We start from the raw sequence: 20721 nt of genomic DNA, 5'->3' as shown, positions 1-20721 counted from the left end.
GGGGGCGTCGTGAGCGAAGCCAGCGTCCGCCGCCTGCTCGCCGCGGTCACGACCGTCGGCGGCGACCTCAGCGCGCCCGAGGTCCTGCGCAGGCTCGTGCGCTCGGCGGTCGAGCTCACCGGCGCAGACCACGGCGCGTTCGTCGCGCACGGCGCCGAGCACGGGCTTCCCCCGCTCGTCGCCGAGGGCGGGGACGACCCGCCGCGCGACCGGCTGAGGGACGGCCTCGGCCGGTTGCTCGACGAGCGGCCGGGCCCTCGGCGGCTGACCGACGTGCGCGAACACCCCGTCGGCCCCGCGCTGGCGCCGCTGCGCTCCCTGCTCGTCGTGCCCGTGCGGGGCAGGGGCACCGTGTTCGGGCACGTGTGCCTCGGCGACGAGCGCGCGAGCCGCTTCGGCCAGGACGACGAGGACTCCGTCGGCGTGCTCGCCGCGGCCGCGGCCGCGGCGCTGCGCCACGCCGCGCGGCTCGAGCGCACCGCTCTGCGCTCGCGCTGGCTGGAGGCCGCCCACGAGGTGACGACCGCGCTGCTCAGCGGTGAGGACCCCTCGGCGGCCCTGCACCTCATCGCCGAACGCGCCCGCGAGGTGTCCGGGGCGTCGGTCGGGGCGATCGCCCGCCCGAGCTCCGGCGACGAGGTCCGGCTGGTGTTCGACATCGTGGAGACCACCGACTCGACGGCCGAGCGCGTGACCGGCCTGTCCGTCTCAGCGCACGGCACGGCTACCGGCGAGGCGTTCAGCACGGGAAAGCCGGTGGTCGTGCGCGACTACGGCCGCAGGGCCGCCGACTACCAGCGGGACTCGGCGGGCGTGCGCGTGCCGCCCCCGGTGGCCGATCTCGACTCGGCCGTGGCCGTCCCGCTCACGGTGGGCTCCGCGACACTCGGCGTGCTGCTCGTCGCCAAGGTCAACGACAAGGTCCCCTTCTCCGACGAGGACGTGCGGCTCGTGCAGACCTTCGCCGGCCAGGCCGCGCTGGCCCTGGAGTTCGCCAGGGCCGGCGAGGACCGGCAGCGGCTCGCCGTGTTCGAGGACCGCGAGCGCATCGCGCACGATCTGCACGACCTGGTGATCCAGCGGCTGTTCGCGATCGGGCTCGGGCTGGAGGCGCTCGGCAGGCTGACCACCGACCCGAGGACGTCCGGGCAGGTCAGCGGCTTCGTCACCGACCTCGACCGGACCATCCGCGACATCCGCAACAGCATCTTCTCGCTCCAGGAGCCTGCGGAGGCGCCGGGCAGCCTGCGCTCGGAGCTGCTGCGGGTGGCGCTGGACCACGCGCCCGCGCTGGGCTTCGAGCCGAGGATCGGCTTCGAGGGCCCGCTCGACACCGCGGTGCCCGAGGTCGTACGGCCCGACCTGCTGGCGGCGCTTCGCGAGGGGCTGGCCAACGCCGCCCGGCACGCGCGGGCCACGTCCGTCGCCGTCGAGGTGTCGGTGGACCGTTCGGGCCACACGGTCACGCTCACCGTCACCGACGACGGCGCCGGCGTGCCTGAGGACCTGCCACCGCGCGACGGGCTGCGGGAGCTCGCCCGGCGCGCGGCCCGCTGGAGCGGCACGTCGTCGGTGCGCCCGGCCCCCGGGCGTGGTACCAAGCTGGAATGGACGGCCCGCCTGCCGCGGTCAGGAGAGTGAGCCATGACGATCTCGGTGTTCCTGCTCGACGACCACGAGGTGGTGCGCGCGGGCCTGCGCACGGTGCTGGAGGCCGAGGGCGACATCCGGGTGACCGGTGAGGCGGGCACGGCGGCGGAGGCGCTCGCGCGCATCCCGCTGGTGCTGCCGGACGTCGCGATCCTCGACGTGCGGCTGCCCGACGGCGAGGGCGTCACGGTGTGCCGCGACATCCGGGCGTCGATCGACCATCCGCCGGCGTGCCTGATGCTGACGTCGTTCTCCGACGACGACGCGCTTTTCGGCGCGGTGATGGCGGGGGCGGCGGGCTATCTCCTCAAGCAGGTGTCGGGCGCCTCGGTGGTGTCGGCGGTGCGCACGGTCGCCGAGGGAGGCACCCTGCTCGACGCGCACCTGACGGAGTCCGTGCTGAGCAGGCTGCGGGGCGAACGCGAACCGGACCCGCGCTACGCGGCGCTGAGCCCGCAGGAGCGGCGGGTGCTCGACCTGGTCGCGAAGGGCCTCACCAACCGGCAGATCGCCGAGCAGCTCGTGCTCGCCGAGAAGACGGTGAAGAACTACGTGTCGTCGGTGCTGCACAAGCTCGGCTTCGAGCGCCGCACCGAGGCCGCCGTCTTCGCAACCCGCCGCCGCCAGCACTTCGGCCACTGAACGCTCCCCAAGGCCACCTTTGTTGCGTTGAACGCACCCAAGGCCACCCTTGTTGCGTTGAACGCACCGAAGGTGGCCTTGGGGGACGGTCAACGGGCGGTGGGGCTCCGTTCACAGCGCGTCGCGGTCGAGCAGTTCCCGGATCGCGCGGCGGGGGCTTCGCGGCACCGCGACGGCGGGGTGGCCGACGCGCATGAGCAGTTGCGGGTACCCCGGCAGGCCCAGGTTCTCGATCAACGCCGAACGGGCTTCCGCCAGGTGCAGCGGCTGAGTCTGGACGGCGGCGGCGAGCCCCATGTCCACCGCGGCGAGCCAGGTCTGCTCCATCGCGACGCCGGTGCGCACGTGGTCGAGCCGCGTGTCGTCGGTGGTCACGAACACGAGCACGGTCTCCCGGCCCAGCCTGGCCGCGAGCGTCTCCCGGTCGGGCAGCGCCGTGCCGGGCCGCACGAGCCCGGCCCACGGCAGCGTCGACGCCACCGCCGCGAGCGCGAGGCCGTCCCCGGCGCGCTCAATGTCGCGGGCCGTCCACAGCGCGAGCTCCCGCTGGTAGCCGTCGTCCTGCCGCACCGCGGCCCCGGCGTACTCCAGCACGTCGGCCAGGGCGGTCAGCTCGGCGGCGCCCCGCAGTGGGCGCGCCGTGACGCCCTCGGCCGGTGAGGCGGCCACCAGGTCGGCGAGGTCGTAGTCCGACACGCACTGCCCGGTGAACGCGTGCCGGTAACTGCGCCTGCGCGCGATCGCCGAGTACCGGTGCAGGTCAATCCCGCTCGGCAGGCGCACCTCCCCCGCCGTGATCCGCGCGACCAGGTCCGGCCGGTCCGGGTCGGGCAGCAGCGCGAGCCGGGTCGCCCGCCCCAGTACCCGCATGCCGAGCTCGAGGTTGGCGGCCGCGGCGCCGCAGGAGACCGCCCGGTCCCGGCCCGCCGGGTCGTGGCACGGCAGTGCGAGATCCGTGCGCTCGACCAGCAGTGCCTCACCGTCGGGCAGCTCCAGCGACCAGGGCTGCATGTTGTGCACCGACGGCGCGTGGACCACCGCTCTGGCGAGGACGTCGATTTCACCGGCCGACCACTCGGCCGCCGCGCTCTCCATACCCTGAGAATCCCGCAATCACGCCGCGTCAGCACCATCCGGAAGTCCCTTCCCCTAGGGCCTTCCGGCCCTCGGCCGGACAGCGGCGGGTGTGCGTGGCCGCGATCGGCGCTATGGTGGCTGAGATGTCCATCCGAGTCTTCCTCGTGGACGACCACGAGATCGTCCGCCGAGGCCTCGCGGACCTGCTCGACGACGAGTCCGACATGGAGATCGTCGGCGAGGCGGCCTCGGTGAGCGAGGCGCTGACGCGGATTCCCTCCTCCGGAGCCACCGTCGCGGTGCTGGACGTGCGGCTGCCCGACGGCAACGGCGTGGAGCTGTGCCGCGAGCTGCTCTCGCGGTTTCCCGGCCTGCGCTGCCTGATGCTCACGTCCTACGCCGACGACGAGGCGCTGTTCAACGCGATCATGGCGGGGGCTTCGGGTTTCGTGCTCAAGCAGGTGCTGGGCTCGGACCTGGTCTCGGCGGTCCGCACCGTCGGCTCAGGAGGCTCCCTCCTGGACAGCCGCACCACCGCTGCGCTCATGAGCCGGATCCGGCGGGAGCGCGCCGACGCCGATCCGGTCGCCGCGCTCTCCGAGCAGGAGCGCGCCGTGTTCGACCTGATCGGCGAGGGGCTCACCAACCGGGAGATCGCCGAGCGGTTGTTCCTCGCGGAGAAGACCGTCAAGAACTACGTGTCGCGGCTGCTCGGCAAGCTCGGCATGCAGCGCAGGACGCAGGCCGCGGTGCTGGCGACGGAGCTGCGCCGCCCGGCAGGCCCCAAGCCGCAGGTGGAGTAACCGCCTCAGCCGCCCAGGACCAAAGCCGCCCAGGGCCTCAGCCACCCAGGGGTGCCCGCCACAGCACCCTGGTGCCGCCCTCCCGCGCGGCCCTGATCGCCGCGCTCCCCCCGCACTGGCGGGCCCGGCGCTCGATGTTGTCCAGGCCGCTGCGGGCGACGCCCGGCGGGATGCCGACGCCGTTGTCGGTCACCTCGATGCGCAGCTCCTCGGCGGTGGCCTCGACCGACACCGCGACCTCGTCGCCGCCGGAGTGCCGCAGCGCGTTGCTCAGCCCCTCCCGCAGCACCGCCTCGGCGTGCTCGGCGACCCGCTGCGGCACGAACGTGTCCACCGCGCCGGAGATCCGGATCGACGGCGACACCACGGAGTCGGCGGTGAGGTCGGCGGCCACGTCGAGCAGCCTGCGCCGCAGGCTCGCCGGCCTGTCCGCGGCCGTGGTGTGCAGGTCGAAGATCGACGTCCGGATCTCGCGCACCGTGCGGTCGAGCTGCTCGACCGAGTGCTGGACCCGCCCCCGCGCGTGCTCGTCGGTGATCCTGCGCAGGGTGCCCTGCAGGCTCATGCCGGTGGCGAACAGGCGCTGGATCACGTGGTCGTGCAGGTCCTGCGCGATGCGGTCGCGGTCGGCGAGCAGGTCGAGCAGCCGCTGGTTGCGCTGCTTGTCGGCGAACTCGAGCGCGACCGCGGCCTGGTCGGCCAGCGACGCGAGCATCGGCAGCTGCTCGTCGACGAACGCGGCCGAGCCCTTCGGGCGTGCGACGACGAGCATCCCGCCCGCGCCCGACGCGCTGCTCACCGGCACCGCGACGGCGGGCCCGAACCCACCGGAGCTGACCCCCGGCTCGGACAGCGCCAACGAGAGGTCGGGCAGGATGCGCGGGTCGCCCCCGCGCAGGATCTCGGCCAGCACGGACCCGCCCCGCGTGTCCACCGCCAGCCCGGAGAGCCCCTCGGCCCTCGGCCCGGAGACCACGCTGACCGACACGACGTCCAGCGCCTCGCCGGGCAGCAGCAGGAGCGCGTCCTCGGCCCCGGCCAGCTCGCGAACGCGCCGCACGATCAGCGCCAGCGTCGCGTCGACGGAGGCTCCCCCGAGCAGCTCGCCGTTGATCTCGGCGACCGCGCCGAGCCAGCGCTCCCGCATCCTCGACTTCTCGAACAGCCTGGCGTTGTCGACCGCGACCCCGGCCGCGGCGGCGAGCGCCTGCAGCACCACCTCGTCGTCGGCCGTGAACTCGGCACCGTCCCGCTTCTCGGTGAGGTAGAGGTTGCCGAAGACCTTGTCACGCACGCGGATCGGCACGCCGAGAAAGCTGTGCATCGGCGGGTGGTTGCGGGGAAAACCCACGGAAGCCCGGTGTTTCGACAGGTCCGCGACGCGCACCGGCCGCGGGTCCTCGATCAGCACGCCGAGCAGGCCCCGCCCCTCTGGCAGGTGCCCCATCGACGCCCTGGTCTCCTCGTCGATGCCGACGTAGACGAACTCCGACAGCCCGCCCTCGTCCGACAGCACGCCGAGCGCGCCGTACTGGGCGTCCACCAGGTCCGCGGCGGCCTGCACGATCCGCTGCAGCGTGGAGTCCAGTTCCAGCCCGGTCGCGACCGCGAGGACGGCGTCGAGCAGGCCCTGCAGGCGGTCCCGCGTCCTGACGATTTCCGCGAGCCGTTCCTGCACCTCGTGCAGCAGCTCGTCCAGCCGCAGCCCGGCGAGCGCGCTCGCCTCGGGCTTGCGGCCGCCGGTGTCCCCCGACGGCGCCGAATCTGTGGGCATGCGGTCTCCGATCGTGCAATGGCCCCCTGCTTCACACCACCATTGACGTCGTGCGCTGCGCTCACGTTATGCCTGTCCGCACGCCTGCTCAACCATCGTCACCTACCCAGTCGCAGGAGCAGCTGAGGACTGCCGCCCAGCCCGCACGAGCGGACCAGCCGCTGCCGGAACTCCCGGAACTGAAACGGGCTGATCTGGGGGGCCGCGGTGAAGCCGAGCGCACGGGCGGCGAGTGACGCCTCCTGCATGGCGGCACCGGCGAGCACCTGGTCCCTTCGCCCGTCGGACGTGGTGACGACGAGCAGCCCGGCCTCGAGGGTCTGCTTGCGACGCGCCGGGGCGAACGAGCGCACCGGCACCAGCCGCACGCCCGGCATCGTGCCGGTCCGCACCACCTCGGCGAGGGGCTCCTCGGGCAGTTCGGCGAGATCGACGGCGTGCCGGTGCCGCGTGCGGTCGAAGATCGCGCGAAACCGGCGGACGTCGGTGCCGGTGGGGCGATGCCTGCCCGGCGCCGTGACCCTGGCGACCAGCGCGGGCCGCCCGGGCTCACCCAGCAGGACCGTCTCGGGAAGCCAGCCCAGCACCCGCGCGGCCACCACCACACCGGCAAGGGCCGCGCCGCAGGCGATGACCCGGTCGCGGCCCACGCCCTCCGGGTGCCAGCTCGACGCGCCGAACCGCTCGGAGAGCTCGGCCCGGTCGCCGCGGACCTCGAGTGACCACGGGCGGCCGACACCGCAGGGGTAGGAGTTCATCGCCGCGCGCACCAGCACGTCGCGCTCCTGGGCCGACCACGCGTGCAGCGCGGGGCGGGTGAGCAGGGGGCCGGTCGTCATCGGCTCGCTCCTTCTGCCGGGGGGCTGCGTCCCTGGTCACCAGGATCGGCTTTCCCCGGCCGTCAGGGCAGCGGCACTCGTCACCGGCCACCAGGGCACAAGGTCCCTACCGGCCGCCGCGTGACCGTCCACAATGGTGTGGCCGGCCGCCTGCCCGCGCGGCCGCCGGGCTTCGGGCGCGAGAAACACGTACCGTGCGTAGTAGTGCCAGCAAGATCACGCGCGAAGGGCGACGATGACTCCGAACACAGCCACCGTCGAGCGCATGGGGACGGGCGACCTCATGACGCTGGCGTCCGATCTGGGCGTACCACCCATGCAGATCGCCGGGATCCTGGTGCTCGACGGCGGGGCCGCGCTCGACGTCGACGCCGTGCGCAAGGCCATCGCGGAGCGGGTGCGGGGCGTCCGCCGCTTCCGGCAGCGCCTCGTGCGCACCCCACCGGGGTTCGGCAGGCCGTACTGGACCGACCACGCCGGGTTCCGCGTGGACGACCACGTGCGGCACGTGCACTGCCCGGAGCCGGGTGACGACACGGCACTGCTCGCCGTCGCCACGGACGCCGTCACCGAGCGGCTGCCCCGCGACCGGCCGCTCTGGTCGGCCACGTTCGTCACCGGGCTGGCCGGCGGCGACGCGGCGCTCGTGTTCGTCCTCCACCACGTGCTCACCGACGGCATCGGCGGGCTCGCCGCGCTCGCGCGGATCGCCGACGGCATACCCGCGCCGGACGACCCGGCGTTCCCCCGACGACCGCCCGGCAGGTGGCAGCTGCTCACCGACGCCACGCGCGACCGTGTGCGGGCGCTGCGCGGGCTCGGCGCCGTGCCGCGGCGGGTGAGAGGCGCGCTGAGGGAACTGCGGCTGCGGGAGACCTCGTCGGCGCCCCGCTCGTCACTGAACCGGCCGACCAGCCCGAACCGGCGCTTCGCCGTGGCAAGGGCCGACGTCAAGGCGCTGCGGGCCACCGCGCGGACGCACGGCGGGACGCTCAACGACGCCGTGCTCGCCGCGGGGACCGGCGCGCTGCACGGGCTGCTGCGTGCCCGCGGCGAGCACGTGGACAACCTCGTCGTGTCGATGCCGGTGTCCACCCGGGGCCGCGACGCGGGCGCGCACCTGGGCAACCACGCGTTCTCGGTACCGATCGAGCTGCCCGCGGCCGGGGACACGCTGGAGCGGCTGACCTCGATCGCGTGGCTGACCCGGCGCCGCGTCGGCGTCGCCCGCGGCGCCTCGGGCCGGCTCGTGAGCCCGGTCTTCCGGCTGCTGGCGCGGCTCAAGCTGCTGCAGTGGTTCGTGGACCACCAGACCGTGCTGTCGACGTCGATCACCTACCTGCGCGGCCCGTCGGCGCGGCTGTCGTTCCTCGGCGCGCCGATCCGGGAGGTCATCCCGATCTCCACGGTCAAGGGCAACATGACGGTGTCGTTCGTGGCCCTGTCCTACGGCGGGCGGCTGACCGTCACGGCGGTCACCGACCCCGAGCAGGTCACCGACCTGCCGGTGCTGATGGACGCGCTGCGCGACGAGCTGGCCACGCTCTCCGGCGGGCCGGGCACGGGGGCCCCGGCCACGCCGGCCACCACCGAGCACGCCGACGCAGAGAAGGAGCGATCGTGAGCATCCCCGAGCTGGGCAGCGGCCCCGTCGTCGCCGGAGTCGACGGCTCGTCGGCGGCGCTGCGGGCCGTGCGGTGGGCCGCCGACGCGGCGGCGCGCCACCGCGTCCCGCTGTACCTCGTGCACGCCGCGGGCTACCCCGACCTCTACGCGGGCGAGAGCATCCCGCCCCCCGCGGCGTTCAGGGAGGACCTGCGCAGGCAGCGGTGGGAGTTCCTGCACACAGCACGCGCGACGGCCGCGGAGGCGGAGCCGGGACTGGACGTCCACACACTGTTCGAGACCGACCCGCCCATTCCCACGCTGATCCACGCGTCGAAGTCGGCGCGCATGCTCGTGCTGGGCTCGTCGGGGCACGGCGGGCTCTACGGCCTGCTGGTCGGCTCCACCACGCTGGCGCTGGTGAGCCACGCGCACTGCCCTGTGGTGTCGGTGCGCGGCGACGGTCCGCCGCTGCCCGCCAGGGACGACCAGCGACCCGTGGTCGTCGGCATCGACGGCAGCCCGCTGAGCGAGCGGGCCATCGGCCACGCCTTCGACGAGGCGTGCTTCCGCGGCGTGGAGCTGGTGGCCGTGCACACGTGGAGCGACGCCGACACGGAGGTCTTCAGCGAGGCACGGATGGCCTTCGACTGGGAGCCGATGCGCGACGCCGAGGAGCGCCGCCTCGCCGAGCGGCTCGCGGGTTGGCGAGAGCACTACCCCGACGTGAGCGTGCGGCGGGTGCTGGTGAAGGACCGGCCGAGGCACGAGCTGCTGGAGTGGAGCCGGCGGGCGCAGCTCGTGGTGGTCGGCAGCAGGGGCCGGGGCGGTTTCCGCGGCCTGCTGCTCGGATCCACGAGCCAGGCTCTGATCCACAACGCCGAGTGCCCGGTGATGATCGCCCGCCCTCGTCCCGCGAAGGGCTGAACCCGCCGGTCAGCGCGGCACGAGCAGGATCCACACGGGGCCTTCCGCGAGCGGCAGCGGCTCGCCGGAGGCGGTCGTGAACGTGGTGCCCTCCCCCGCCGAGGGCCGCGACCACGTGCCCGGGAAGGCCCTGCCGTCGCGCAGGACGGTCACGGGGCCGGTGCCGACCGTCCGGGCGACCGGCGACACGGAGCCCGCCGCGTCCTCGACGGCGCCCTGGCGGATCGCGACCCGTTGCACGACCACGGTCGCGGCGGCCGCCTGCCCTGCCTCCGTCGTGAGCAGCGGCGATCCGTCGAGCCACACGTGCCAGCGGGCGTCCCGCCGCGCCCAGCGGAACTCGTAGGAGGCGGCCCGGAAGCCGACCGCGTGGCTCGCGGTGGGCGTTCCTCCGCCCGGGGCGGGACCGGTGTCGAGGACGTGGCGCGGCCCCGGCCCGGTACCCGCCGGCAGCAGGTCCGGCCGCGCGAAGAGGTTGTGTGGCCTGGGCCGGGCACCGTCCCGGAAGTACGCGCGGGGCACGCGCCGCTCGGTCACCGTGGTCATCGAGGCGCGGCGCAGCAGCGGCAGGATCTCGGGTGCGGCGCCGGAGAAGGCCAGCGTGGGATGCCCGTACTGGGCGAGCAGCTCGACGTCGGTCTCCCGCGCGCTGCGCACCGGGCCCACGACCCGCGGCAACCGCGAGGAGTACACGGCGGCGAGCCGGGTCAGGCCGCCCTCGACCGGTTCGACGTAGACGACGTCGGCGGCGGAGAGCCCGGTCTGCGGGCGCGCAGCGGCGACGTTGTCGATCTTCACGACGAGGACGCGGTCGGCGGGCGCGGGCGTGGTGACCGCCGAGGAGCCCCGCTGGGGCGCGCCGGGGCGGGTGGGGGCGTCGTCGCCGAACAGCAGGAGCGCGGCGACGGCGGCGCCCACGACGGCGAAGACGGAGACCGCGGCGATGAGCTGGCGGATGGGCTTGCCGGGCACGGGCCACCTCCTCCCGGATGCTGTCCGCTCACTAGCACGACAACGAGCGAGCGGACGGCCGGATCCGTTCGGCGGGGTTTCCGGGAGCGTGGGCGCCGGGTTCACCCGGTCGGCGGCAGAGGTCTCGACCACCGCCGGTGTGTCAGCGGCGGCTCCACTCGCGCTCGACCCGCGCCCATTCGCGTGCCCACTGCGCCGCGCGCAGCCGCGCGAGCACGCCGCGCACGGCGAGGAACACCAGCCCGCACAGGGCGACGACGCCGAGCCATGCGGAGATCGCGACGCTCGCGGCGTCGGTGGCCGCACCGGCCCTGGTGATCGGCGGGCTCGTCAGCTCGCCGCTGTCGTCGAGCCAGACGGGGACCTCCGTGCCGCGCGTGCTGCCCCGGTAGGCGCTCACCTCGCCGACCTGCTCGGTGCCGTCGGGCCGTTCCCAGCGCGCGAGGACCCCAACGCTCTCCAGCTCGCCCGTGGTCATGCTCACGGGCGCGTCGGCCAGCAGCACCGCCGTGGCCCGGTGTTTGGACTCCGCCTCCTGCTCGGCAACCGCGAGCCTGCTCGCGTAGGTCTCGCTGCCCAGCGAGGCGACCACGGGGATCGAGAACAGGACGAGCAGGAGGAGAATCACGAGCAACCGCGACTCGAGGCGATCCCCCGGCCTCGCCAGCGGATTACGGCCGACGAACAGCCGCCGCCACAACCGCGCGGTTCTTCCAGATGATGCCACCAGTGACCGACCCCCTTCGCCCGGCGGCCCCATCGTCAGTCGCCGGTTCAACATCCGACACCGACATTATCCCCGGGACGAGGTCTGGTGTTTCAACGTAATCGTCCCCTGGACCACACCAATGTGTTGTGAGAATGGCGACAGACACACGCTGTGTCACCGCTTTGGCCCAATCGCAGCCCGCTCAGAGCAGTGTCCACAATGGATCGGACCAGCGTCGGGGCCGGACGACGGCGACCGGGCAGCGCGCCCCGTGCACCAGTTCACGGGCCGCGGCCGGCTCGGGCGCGACGCGCGGATCGAGCGGCGGCACGTCGCACACGTGCGTCAGGCGCAGGGCGGCGCCGGTCCGCGCTGGCCTCGAACGCCGCCCAGCGCACCGCGGCGAGCGCGGCGGCCGAGCCGTCGACGCCGACCACGATCGGCAGCGGCAGCGGGCTCTCGCGGGCCGGCGCCTCCAGCGGAGCGGACTGGTCCAGCGGGGTCAGGGTGCTCAGAGGGTCCAGCTCTCACCTCGCGCTCTCCGCGTCCAGGCTCCCGTCCCAGTCGGAGCGCGACTTAGGCGCTGTCCGGCGGATCATGTACTTGTGATGGCGCCGAGTTGCTTATCGCAGGCCGAGTCGCGCTCAGCGGCAAGGCTTCCTTTCCCCGGGTGCGGGCAGGACGGCCAGTACGGTGTCCGCGATGTTCCGCAGTGTCTCCGGGGTCAAACCGGCCTTGCCTACCGCCTCGATACCGCGAACCACCGACAACAGCAGTGCCCCCAACTGCTCGGGGTCTGCGGCCCTATCGATGTCGCCATGACGCTGGGCGGCGCTGACCTCCGCTCGCAGCAGGGCCAGGAGTCTCGTCATGGTATCGGCCGTACGTCCGGCGATCGCCGGATCGTGCTGGGCCAACTCCGCTGCACCTTTGGCCACCAGGCACCCCCGGCGTTCGGTGTCGGAAGCGGCGTTTTCAGCCATCAGGCGCACGTATCCCGACAGCCGGGCCAGTGCCTCTGCGTCCGGGCCGCCTGTCAGTTGCCCTTCGGCCACCTCGACGACTGAGGCACACCAGTCATCGAACACGCGATGGAACAGCTCGCGCTTCCCTCCGAAGGCGCCGTACAAGCTGCCTTTGCCCAGGCCGGTCGCCTGGGCAATGTCATCCATCCGCGTTCCGGCGTAGCCGGTCGTCCAGAACTGCTCCCGGGCCCTGACTAGGACTTGCTGTTCGTCGAATGCGCGTGGCCTGGGCATGGCCTGAGCCTACCCATTCTTGACTCGATCGTCCATTACGCTTACGTTGTGGACGATCCATTCCATAACTTGAGGGGTTCGACATGCCGGGTGTACTGCGGGAGAAGGTCGCTGTGATCACCGGAGGGACCAGCGGGATCGGACTGGCCATAGCCCACCGCTTCGCCCGAGAGGGCGCACGGGTCTTTGTGACAGGCCGGGACGCCGACCGCCTCGATGCGGCGGTCAGGGAGATGGGTCCGGCGGCCACCGGCGTACGAGCGGACGTCTCGGCGCTGGCCGACCTGGACGCCCTCTACACGCGAGTCCGTGACGAGGCTGGACGCATCGACGTGCTGGTGGCCAATGCGGGAATCGCCGCGGACGCCGCTCTCGGCTCTCACACCGAGGCGAACGTTGATCTGGTCCTCGCTGTCAACGTCAAGGGCCCGCTGTTCACCGTTCAGAAGGCGCTTCCGCTGCTGGTGGAGAACGCCTCCATCCTGGTCATCGGCTCAAGCAACAGCGTGCGGCCCAATGAGGGCCTCGAGGTTTACAGCGCCTCGAAGGCGGCGGTGAGCAACCTCGTGCACAACTGGGCCCGCCAGTCACGGGAACGTCGGTTCCGGGTGAATGTGCTCAGCCCGGGACCCACCAGGACCCCTGGCCTGCTGAGCGCCGCAGGGTCGGCTGCCGACCAGTTCGCCGAAGCCACCGTGCCACTGGGGCGGCTGGCCGAGCCCGAGGAAATCGCCGATGCTGCCCTGTTCCTGGCTTCGGACGCCTCGTCGTTCATCACCGGTGCCGAACTCTTCGCCGACGGCGGCTACACCCGGGCCTGAACGACGGAAATGCCCTAGGCGCGACCCATGCCCCACCCAACGAGCGGCTGGTCGGAAAGTCACATGAGCCCGCCGGACGATGCCTGGGGACGAACCGCCCTGGTTCGCCCACGTCCCGGCCTGGCGGCCAAGGCCGAGCGGTATAGGGCGTTATACGGGCCATTTCGGTACTCGGCAGATCTTCCCGTGTCACTCACAACGGTGACAGACTGTTGACCTGTTCCAGTCCTGGCCGGTTCACGCATGGCACGAGGGAGTGCCCCATGACCCAGGCACGTGCACTGATCTCCGGACCCCGACGGTTTCTCTCGGCCGCGGCCGCCCTGCTGGCCACGCTCACGGTCACCACCGCCTGCGGAGGTGACGGGGGCGGCGGCGACCAGCCGGGCGAGGGTCCGGTCACCGTCCGCGTCGGGGTCATCCCCATCTCCGATGTCGCCCCGCTCTACGTCGGCAGGGAGCAGGGCTTCTTCGCCGACGAAGGCCTGCGGGTGGAACCGCAGGAGTTCGCGGGCGGCGCCGAGATCCTGCCCGCCGTGCAGAGCGGCGACCTGCAGTTCGGCTTCTCCAACACCACGTCGCTGCTCATCGCGGCGAGCCGGGGCCTGCCCGTGCGCATCCTCACGCAGGGCGTGCAGGAGGCGGCCACCGAGCAGCAGTCGTGGTCGCACATCTGGGTCCGCGCCGACAGCGGCATCACCACGCCGAAGGACCTGGAGGGCAAGCGGATCAGCCTCAACACCCTGCGCAACATCACCGAGGTGACCGCAAAGGCGGCGCTGGAGAAGCACGGCGTGGACATCTCGACGCTGCAGTTCGTGGAGGTGCCATTCCCCGAGGCGAACGCCGCGCTCGAACAGGGCGAGGTGGACGCCATCTACGTCGTCGAGCCGTTCGACACGGTCGCCAGGCAGAGCGGCGCGCGCCCGATCGTCGCACCGCTGTACGAGACGGAGCCGAGCCTCACGGTCGCCACGTACTTCACCACCGAGCAGTACCTCGCGGACAACGCCGACGTGGCGGAGCGCTTCGCGCGGGCCATGAACAGGTCGCTGGAGTACGCCGGCAGCCACCCCGGCGCCGTGCGTGAGGCGCTGGGCACCTACACCCAGATCCCGGACGAGCTGATCGGCGAGGTCCGGCTCGCGCAGTGGGGCACCGACCTCAACCGGCCCTCCATCGAGCTGATGAGCGAGCTGAGCCAGAAGTACGGCCTGCTGGAGCAGCCGCCGGACCTCGACGAGCTGATCTGGACCCCCGGCGGGAACTGATGGTGGCCCAGCGGGTGCGTGCCGCCCGGCCGCGGGCGCGCGCCGTCGCGCAGACGTGGTCCGGGGTCGCGGCCGTGCTGTTGCTCGCCGAGGTGGCCGCCCGGACCGGACTGCTGCCCCGGCGCTACTTCCCGCCGGTGACCGAGATGTTCGCGGAGCTGGGCCGGCAGACCACCGAGACGTCGTTCTGGTCGGCGGTCGGGCAGACGCTGCAGGGGTGGGCGCTCGGGCTCGGAATCGCGGCGGCGTTCGCCGTGCCGATCGGGATGCTGCTCGGCACGAGCGCCGTGCGATACCGGGCGTTCCGGGTGATCATCGAGTTCCTCCGGCCCATCCCGTCGGTGGCGCTCGTCCCGCTCGCGATCCTGGTCTACGGCGTGGGGCTGGAGAGCAAGGTGTTCCTCGCGGCCTTCGCCGCTTTCTGGCCGCTGCTGATCCAGACCCTCTACGGGATGCAGGACGTCGACCCGGTCGCGCTCGACACCGCGCGCGTGTTCCGGCTCGGCCGCGTCGAACGGCTCACGCGCGTGGTGCTGCCGGGCGCGGTGCCCTACGTCGCGACGGGCCTGCGCATCTCGTCGTCGGTGGCGCTGATCCTCGCGGTGACGGCCGAGCTCGTGATCGGCTCTCCCGGACTCGGCAGGGAGATCAACGCCGCGCGCGTCGGCGGGGCCACGGACCTGCTGTACGCGCTCATCATCGTCACCGGCCTGCTCGGCTGGGTGCTCAACGCGCTCTTCGCCGCGGGCGAGCGGCGCGTCCTGCACTGGCATCCGTCCCAGCGGGGTGCGCGATGAGGGGATCCCGCCGCGGGTTGCTGCTCATCGCACTCGAGATCGCCGTGCCGCTCGCCGCGCTCGCCGCGTGGTGGGTGTGGTCGGCGGGCGCGGACAGCTTCTACTTCCCGCCGCTGGCGGACATCCTCGTGACGTTCGCGGACACGTGGGTGTTCGAACGGGTCGGCAGCGACGTGGTGCCGAGCCTCGCGCGCCTGGCCGCCGGGTTCGGAATCGCCGTGCTGGCCGGGGTCGCGCTCGGCACCGCTCTCGGGCTCTCGGAGACGGCCCGCCGTGTCGCCGGCCCGATCGTCGAGTTCGGCCGGGCCGTGCCGCCGCCCGCGCTGCTGCCGTTCGGGATGCTCGTGCTCGGCGTCGGCGACACCATGAAGATCTTCGTCATCGCCGTGGTGTGTGTCTGGCCGGTCCTGCTCAACACCGTCGACGGCGTGCGCGGGGTCGACCCGACGATGCTCGACACGGCGCGGGTGTACGGCATCACGGGCACGGAGCGGCTGCTGCGCATCGTCTGGCCCTCGGCGCTGCCGCAAGTGTTCGCGGGCATGCGCACGAGCCTGTCGCTCGCGCTGATCCTCATGGTGATCAGCGAGATGGTGGCCAGCACCGAGGGAATCGGCTACTTCGTGCTGGAGTCACAGCGCTCGTTCGCGATCCCGGAGATGTGGTCCGGAATCCTGCTGCTCGGCCTGCTCGGCTACCTGCTCAACGCGGGGCTTGCGCTCGTAGAGCGGCGCGTGCTCAGGTGGCATCGAGGGGCCAGGGCCAGTGCGCTGCGGTGACTGCGAGGAAAGGGTCCGTCGATGCTCGACGTGAGCGGTCTGTCCAAGACGTACGGCGAGGGCGAGCGGGTGACGCACGCCATCGCCGAGCTGAGCTTCTCCGTCGCCGAGGGCGAGTTCGTGTGCGTGGTCGGGCCGTCCGGCTGCGGCAAGACCACGCTGCTGCGATGCATGGCGGGGCTGCTGGCGCCGACGTCGGGGCGGGTCACCCTGCGCGGGCACGTGGTGGACGGGCCGCCGGAGCAGATCGGCTTCGTGTTCCAGGAGTACAGCCGCTCGCTCATGCCGTGGCTGTCGCTGCGCGACAACATCGCCCTGCCGCTGCGGCACAAGGCGCTCGGCAGGGACGAGCGGAACCGGCTCGTCGAGGACGCCGTCGAGTCGGTGGGGCTCACCGGGTTCATGGACCACTACCCGTGGGAGCTCTCCGGCGGCATGCAGCAACGCGTCGCGATCGCGCGGGCGCTGGCCTACCAGCCCGAGATCCTGCTCATGGACGAGCCGTTCGCGTCCGTGGACGCGCAGACCAGGGCCGACCTGGAGGATCTGGTGCTGCGCGTGCGCACCGCCTACGGCGTCACCGTCGTGTTCGTGACCCATGACATCGACGAGGCCGTCTACCTCGGCGACCGCGTCGTGGTGCTCACCCCGCCGCCCACGGCGGTGCAGGAAGTGCTGCCCGTCGGCCTGCCGGAGCCGAGGGACCAGGTGGAGACCAAGGAACTGCCCGAGTTCGCCCACCTGCGCGCGCACATCTTCCGTTCCATCAAACGCAAACAGCCCGACGCCCCAGACCTCCCGACCCCCACCTGAACCCGCGAGTCCCCCGCTCCAGCCCGCGAGTCCCCCGCTCCAGCCCGCGAGTTCTGCGTTCCCGACCGCGAGTCCTGCGATAACGAACTGGACAGTCGGCTTTACACCCCTCTGTGTGAAGGCCAGACTGCTGGGCGTCACCGTCGAGGGCCGACGTACTTGGGGGGAACCGTGTCATCGCCGAGTCCCGCGCGGGGTGGCGCTCCGCGCAGGAGTGCGGCCGCCGGTGCCGCGCTCGCCGCACTCGTGCTGCCCGTCGCCGGCGCACTGGTACCGGAGGCGGCCGGCACCGTCGCGGTCGCCCTCGCCGGCCGCGGCCAGGCGGTGCCGCTGCCGCCGGAGACCGCGGACGCGGCCTGGTGGAACCTGCTGTTACTCGCCTGCGTCGGCACCGCGCTGTGGCTGGGCGCCTCCGCGGCCCGGTGGTGCGCGTGCGGGCCGAGGTCGTTCCAGGCCGCGTGGCTCGCCCGGGTCGCGACGGTCGTCACCGTGGCCGCCGGGGCGCTCGCGAACCTCCTCCTTCTGCTGGTGACCTCGTGGCCTGGCACCGCGGCATGGGCGCTGGACGGCGCGGCCGCCGCGACCGTGCTGGAGTTCAGCGCGCTGCTGCCGGCCGCCGCGATCGGCCTCGCCGGAGTCGGCGCACTGCTGTGGCGCTGCGTCGCCCACTCCCCCCGATCACTCGCGGAACGCACCGCGCAGCGGCCGCGGACGTGCCCGCCCCGGCCACTGGAGGCCGACGACCCGGCCGCCCCGCGCGACGGCGAGCCGGGCGCGACCCGCTGGCGCGACGCCTACACCGTGCCCGGTGTCGACCCCGCCGAGATCAGCAGGAAGTGGGCGGAAGGCACCGACACCAGCGGCGTGTGCCTGTCCGGCGGAGGGATCCGCGCGGCGAGCGTCGCGATGGGCGCGCTCCAGTCGCTGCGCACCGAGCTGCTCGAGGCCGACCACCTCGTGTCGGTCTCGGGCGGCGGCTACACGGCGGGTGCGCTGCAGCAGGCGCTGACCGACGCCGGCGCTCCGCCGCCGGGCGAGCCGGTGCGCGATCCCGCCACCGTGTTCACCGAGGGCAGCGCCGAGCTGCACCACGTGCGCAGGCACTCCAGCTACCTCGCCGACACCCCGGCCCGCATGCTGGCCGCGCTCGGCCGGATCGCCAGGGGCCTGCTGCTCTCCCTGACCGTCCTGTTCGGACCCGCCGTGGTGCTCGGCGTCCTCATCGGACTCTTCTACCACGCCGTGCCGCTGACCGAGCTCACGCTCGACCCGCTGCGCTATCCGGTACCGCGCACGGGCTCGCTCGTCGCGCTCGGCGTGCTGTCGGCGGGCACGTTCCTGCTCGCGCTGTTCACGCGCGGCGCCGCCGATCGCCGAGCGCGCTCGGCCCGCGTCGTGCCGCCGCTCGTCGCGATCACGGTCGTGCTCGCCGCCCTCACCCTCGTGGTGCCGCTGCTGGTGTGGACGGCCGAGTGGCTGCTGACGCACGCGGGCCGGGTCGCCGGAATCGGCGGTCCACTCGGGACGGTGCTGCTGACCTACCTCGCCGCCGTCGCGTCGATGTTCTGGCGGCACCGGGCGTTCCTCGGCAGGCAGGCGCGAGGACTGTTCCGGCGGGGCACCGGCGGCATTCCCGCTGCGCTACCGGGCGGGGTCCTGCAACGGCTGCTGGTGATCGTCACCACCGGCGTGCTCGCGGTGGTGTGGCTGCTGCTGTTCGCGGGCTCGGCGACGACGCTGGGCGCCGAGGCCGCGCTGTGGTCAGCCGCGCTCGTCGCGGCGGTGGTGCTCGTGCTCGGCGGGGTGTTCGACGTGACGTCGCTGAGCCTGCACCCATTCTACCGGCAGCGGCTCGCGTCGGCATTCGCCGTGCGGAGGGTCCGCCGCGACGCCGACGGCCAGGTGGTCGCCGTGCCCTACGACCCCGCCGAGCGCACGTCGTTGTCGCGCTACGGCGCCAGGCCACGGGGGTTCCCCGAGGTCGTGTTCGCCGCGTCGGCGAACCTCACCGGCGAGAACCGCACTCCCCCGGGTCTCGACGCGGTGTCCTACACGATGAGCGCCGAGTGGACGGGCGGGCCGGACGTCGGCTGGGTCCGCACCGGCGACCTCGAGGCGGCGGTGACGCCCCGCTTCCGCCGCGACCTCACCGTGCAGGGCGCGGTGGCGGTGAGCGGTGCCGCGTTCGCCTCGGCGATGGGTAGGTCGAGCCGCTGGTTCCAGGTGCTGCTGGCCGTGTCCGGCGCCCGGCTCGGCGCGTGGCTGCCGAACCCGAAGTTCGTGCGGCACGCCCACGAGGCCGCCGAGGAGGGCAACTGGGCGCATCCGTGGTTGCCGAGGGCGCGCAGGCTGCCGTACCTGCTGCGGGAGGTCTTCGGCGTCCATCCGCACCGCGACCCGCTGCTGCACGTCACCGACGGCGGGCACTACGACAACCTCGGCCTCGTCGAGCTCTTCCGCCGCCGCTGCACGCTCATCTACTGCGTCGACGCGAGCAACGACGCGCCACCGACCGCGGGCACGCTGGCCCAGGCGCTCACACTGGCCAGGCACGAGCTGGGCGTGCGCGTGGAGCTCGACGACCCGTGGCCGGCCGAACCCGGCCAGGTGGACCACGTGCCCGGCGCCGAGCAGCTCACCCTCGCGGGCAGGCTCACGGCCTCGCCGCTCATCACGGGCACGATCCACTACCCGCCGGAGAGCGGGCTCGCGGCCGAGGTCACGGGCAGGCTCGTGGTGGCAAGGGCCGTGCTGTTCCCGGAGCTGCCGTACCAGCTGCTTTCCTACGCCGCGCACCATCCCGAGTTCCCGAACGACAGCACGGGCGACCAGTGGTTCGACGACGCCAAGTTCTCCGCCTACGCCGAGCTGGGCAGGCGCATCGGCGCGAAGGCCCGCGAGGCCGCGCGGCCCCTGGTGGAGCCGAGCCCGGAGCCGGCGCTGGCCACGCCCTGACCGCGGCGTGCGCTGGGCGACTCCGGCCTGGTCGAGGCCACCGGTGGTGGCTACCGGCTCGCCGTGGCCGCGAGCGCCAGGCGGCCTGGGGCCCCTGCAGTGAAGGCCACCTTCACTGCGTTCAATCTGGATCCGCTGTTGATCTTGTTTGGTGATCTTGGTGCGGGGGTGGGGGGTGGGGTGGTGCGATGGTTGTGGTGTGGGCGTGCGGGGGTTGCTGGCCTGGTGTCCAGCTTGTCCAGTGTGGTCTCCGGTTGGGCCCGTTGTGGGCGGGGTGGGTGGGTCAGGGTGCTGGTGGTGGTGCGTGGGCTGTGGTGAACAGTCGGTTCCAGTCCTGGGCCCAGGGCCAGTCGCGGGGGAGGTGGAGGTGGATGCGGCGGGCTGATCGGGTGGTGCGGGCGGCGACGTGGATGAGGTGTTGTCGGAGGGTGCTGGTGCGGGCTTTGGCGTGGAAGGGGCTGGCTAGGCAGCCCGCGGCGCGGAGCAGGTTGTGGGTCAGGGCGGCCAGTGACAGCCAGGCGGCGTTGGCGGCGAATCGGCCGGAGGGGAAGTGGGCCAGCGCGGAGGCGTTGAGGTCTGCGAAGACCTGTTCGATGGCTCCGGCGCGGTCACGGTGTTGGGCTTCGGCGGTGATCGGGTCGTAAGGGCTGTTGGTGAACACGGCGTGGTAGCGGTAGATGGTGACCAGTTGTCCCTGGCCGCCCACGGTGGGCACGGGTGTGCGGCGCACGATGAGCCGGCCGGTGGTCTTCTGGCCGGCTTGGGCGCTGGGGTTGGCGAACGCGGTGTAGCTGGTTTCGGCGATCTCTGCGCGGGTGATCATCGTGGCGCTCTCGGCGTCGGGGACAGGCCGGGCGTAGGTGATCGGTTTCCAGGACGTTTCGCTGATCGCGGCGATCGCCGCCCGGATCGGTGTGCGCAGCGGCGCGGTGATCGAGAACCACGCTCCGGACCGGGCGATCTCGGCGATCAGCTCACCGACGTAGAACCCGGAATCCGCGCGCACCAGCAGTGTGCCGGCGCCGCAC

18 protein-coding genes are annotated in these 20721 nt (G+C 73.0%); 11 read left to right on the top strand and 7 right to left on the bottom strand.

Going from position 1 to position 20721, the window contains the following annotated elements; genetic code table 11:
- The first annotated feature begins 9 nt into the window (after window positions 1–9).
- Complete coding sequence (locus DI005_RS05325; RefSeq protein WP_113641405.1) at window positions 10–1641, top strand: GAF domain-containing protein; 1632 nt, start codon at window positions 10–12, stop codon at window positions 1639–1641.
- 3 nt (window positions 1642–1644) lie between these two features.
- Window positions 1645–2292 (top strand): response regulator transcription factor, encoded by a 648-nt coding sequence (locus DI005_RS05320; protein ID WP_112268928.1) that lies wholly within the window; start codon window positions 1645–1647, stop codon window positions 2290–2292.
- 111 nt (window positions 2293–2403) lie between these two features.
- Here the strand turns inward: DI005_RS05320 and DI005_RS05315 are convergent, their stop codons facing one another.
- Window positions 2404–3387, bottom strand: coding sequence for a nitroreductase family protein (locus DI005_RS05315; RefSeq protein ID WP_112268926.1), 984 nt, complete (start codon window positions 3385–3387; stop codon window positions 2404–2406).
- Between the two features lie 125 nt (window positions 3388–3512).
- Between DI005_RS05315 and DI005_RS05310 the strand changes: the two genes are divergently transcribed.
- Window positions 3513–4172, top strand: a complete 660-nt coding sequence (locus DI005_RS05310) for a response regulator transcription factor (RefSeq protein ID WP_199542527.1) — start codon at window positions 3513–3515, stop codon at window positions 4170–4172.
- Window positions 4173–4209: 37 nt separating this feature from the next.
- Here the strand turns inward: DI005_RS05310 and DI005_RS05305 are convergent, their stop codons facing one another.
- Window positions 4210–5946: a GAF domain-containing protein gene (locus DI005_RS05305; RefSeq protein ID WP_112268922.1), complete on the bottom strand. Its 1737-nt coding sequence runs from the start codon at window positions 5944–5946 to the stop codon at window positions 4210–4212.
- Window positions 5947–6044: 98 nt separating this feature from the next.
- The gene (locus DI005_RS05300) at window positions 6045–6785 is read right to left on the bottom strand and encodes a hypothetical protein (protein ID WP_112268920.1); all 741 of its coding nucleotides are present in this window, start codon (window positions 6783–6785) and stop codon (window positions 6045–6047) included.
- Window positions 6786–7020: 235 nt separating this feature from the next.
- On the opposite strand from DI005_RS05300, the gene DI005_RS05295 reads away from it, so the two are divergent.
- Both DI005_RS05295 and DI005_RS05290 read left to right on the top strand, forming a co-directional pair.
- Complete coding sequence (locus tag DI005_RS05295) at window positions 7021–8409, top strand: wax ester/triacylglycerol synthase domain-containing protein (RefSeq protein ID WP_113641404.1); 1389 nt, start codon at window positions 7021–7023, stop codon at window positions 8407–8409.
- Entirely contained in the window at window positions 8406–9317 is a 912-nt protein-coding gene (locus tag DI005_RS05290) for a universal stress protein (protein ID WP_112268916.1), read from the top strand. Before DI005_RS05295 ends, DI005_RS05290 begins: the two co-directional genes overlap by 4 nt.
- Before the next feature lie 9 nt (window positions 9318–9326).
- On the opposite strand, the gene DI005_RS05285 is transcribed toward DI005_RS05290, so the two are convergent.
- The 3 genes from DI005_RS05285 to DI005_RS05275 all read right to left on the bottom strand — a co-directional run bounded on the left by DI005_RS05285 (window position 9327) and on the right by DI005_RS05275 (window position 12257).
- On the bottom strand, window positions 9327–10289 hold the full coding sequence (locus DI005_RS05285) for a DUF3048 domain-containing protein (protein ID WP_112268914.1): 963 nt from the start codon (window positions 10287–10289) through the stop codon (window positions 9327–9329).
- 142 nt (window positions 10290–10431) lie between these two features.
- Window positions 10432–11016 carry a hypothetical protein gene (locus DI005_RS05280; protein ID WP_137095289.1) on the bottom strand — a complete coding sequence of 195 codons (585 nt, stop codon included), beginning with the start codon at window positions 11014–11016 and terminating at the stop codon, window positions 10432–10434.
- A 626-nt stretch (window positions 11017–11642) separates the two neighbouring features.
- Window positions 11643–12257, bottom strand: a complete 615-nt coding sequence (locus DI005_RS05275; RefSeq protein WP_113641403.1) for a TetR/AcrR family transcriptional regulator — start codon at window positions 12255–12257, stop codon at window positions 11643–11645.
- 83 nt (window positions 12258–12340) lie between these two features.
- Here DI005_RS05275 and DI005_RS05270 point away from each other — a divergent pair, with 83 nt between their 5' ends.
- The 6 genes from DI005_RS05270 to DI005_RS05245 all read left to right on the top strand — a co-directional run bounded on the left by DI005_RS05270 (window position 12341) and on the right by DI005_RS05245 (window position 19693).
- Window positions 12341–13078 carry an SDR family NAD(P)-dependent oxidoreductase gene (locus DI005_RS05270; protein ID WP_113641402.1) on the top strand — a complete coding sequence of 246 codons (738 nt, stop codon included), beginning with the start codon at window positions 12341–12343 and terminating at the stop codon, window positions 13076–13078.
- Window positions 13079–13341: 263 nt separating this feature from the next.
- Window positions 13342–14349 (top strand): ABC transporter substrate-binding protein, encoded by a 1008-nt coding sequence (locus DI005_RS05265; protein ID WP_113641401.1) that lies wholly within the window; start codon window positions 13342–13344, stop codon window positions 14347–14349.
- A complete protein-coding gene (locus DI005_RS05260) occupies window positions 14349–15146 on the top strand; it encodes an ABC transporter permease (protein WP_113641400.1) in 798 nt (265 codons plus the stop codon). The genes DI005_RS05265 and DI005_RS05260 overlap by 1 nt, the downstream gene beginning before the upstream one ends.
- Window positions 15143–15925 (top strand): ABC transporter permease, encoded by a 783-nt coding sequence (locus DI005_RS05255; RefSeq protein WP_112268900.1) that lies wholly within the window; start codon window positions 15143–15145, stop codon window positions 15923–15925. Before DI005_RS05260 ends, DI005_RS05255 begins: the two co-directional genes overlap by 4 nt.
- A 21-nt stretch (window positions 15926–15946) precedes the next feature.
- Window positions 15947–16738 carry an ABC transporter ATP-binding protein gene (locus DI005_RS05250; RefSeq protein WP_112268898.1) on the top strand — a complete coding sequence of 264 codons (792 nt, stop codon included), beginning with the start codon at window positions 15947–15949 and terminating at the stop codon, window positions 16736–16738.
- Window positions 16739–16909: 171 nt separating this feature from the next.
- Window positions 16910–19693: a patatin-like phospholipase family protein gene (locus DI005_RS05245; RefSeq protein WP_147263821.1), complete on the top strand. Its 2784-nt coding sequence runs from the start codon at window positions 16910–16912 to the stop codon at window positions 19691–19693.
- A 283-nt stretch (window positions 19694–19976) separates the two neighbouring features.
- Here the strand turns inward: DI005_RS05245 and DI005_RS05240 are convergent.
- Window positions 19977–20721, bottom strand: a 745-nt coding sequence (locus DI005_RS05240) for a transposase (protein ID WP_199542526.1), incomplete at its 5' end; no start/stop codon positions are given.

The sequence above is a fragment of the Prauserella sp. PE36 genome, from assembly GCF_003311655.1.
In the GTDB taxonomy this organism is placed as follows: domain Bacteria; phylum Actinomycetota; class Actinomycetes; order Mycobacteriales; family Pseudonocardiaceae; genus Prauserella_A; species Prauserella_A endophytica.
Note: the sequence above shows the minus strand (reverse complement) of the source record. Positions and strands in the feature narration are given on the sequence as shown.

Bases quoted from the DNA above. Each gene is read 5' to 3' on its own strand.
- DI005_RS05320 (WP_112268928.1), top strand. From the start codon at position 1,645: ATGACGATCTCGGTGTTCCTGCTCGACGACCACGAGGTGGTGCGCGCG.
- DI005_RS05315 (WP_112268926.1), bottom strand. From the start codon at position 3,387: ATGGAGAGCGCGGCGGCCGAGTGGTCGGCCGGTGAAATCGACGTCCTC.
- DI005_RS05310 (WP_199542527.1), top strand. From the start codon at position 3,513: ATGTCCATCCGAGTCTTCCTCGTGGACGACCACGAGATCGTCCGCCGA.
- DI005_RS05305 (WP_112268922.1), bottom strand. From the start codon at position 5,946: ATGCCCACAGATTCGGCGCCGTCGGGGGACACCGGCGGCCGCAAGCCC.
- DI005_RS05300 (WP_112268920.1), bottom strand. From the start codon at position 6,785: ATGACGACCGGCCCCCTGCTCACCCGCCCCGCGCTGCACGCGTGGTCG.
- DI005_RS05295 (WP_113641404.1), top strand. From the start codon at position 7,021: ATGACTCCGAACACAGCCACCGTCGAGCGCATGGGGACGGGCGACCTC.
- DI005_RS05275 (WP_113641403.1), bottom strand. From the start codon at position 12,257: ATGCCCAGGCCACGCGCATTCGACGAACAGCAAGTCCTAGTCAGGGCC.
- DI005_RS05270 (WP_113641402.1), top strand. From the start codon at position 12,341: ATGCCGGGTGTACTGCGGGAGAAGGTCGCTGTGATCACCGGAGGGACC.
- DI005_RS05265 (WP_113641401.1), top strand. From the start codon at position 13,342: ATGACCCAGGCACGTGCACTGATCTCCGGACCCCGACGGTTTCTCTCG.
- DI005_RS05260 (WP_113641400.1), top strand. From the start codon at position 14,349: ATGGTGGCCCAGCGGGTGCGTGCCGCCCGGCCGCGGGCGCGCGCCGTC.
- DI005_RS05255 (WP_112268900.1), top strand. From the start codon at position 15,143: ATGAGGGGATCCCGCCGCGGGTTGCTGCTCATCGCACTCGAGATCGCC.
- DI005_RS05250 (WP_112268898.1), top strand. From the start codon at position 15,947: ATGCTCGACGTGAGCGGTCTGTCCAAGACGTACGGCGAGGGCGAGCGG.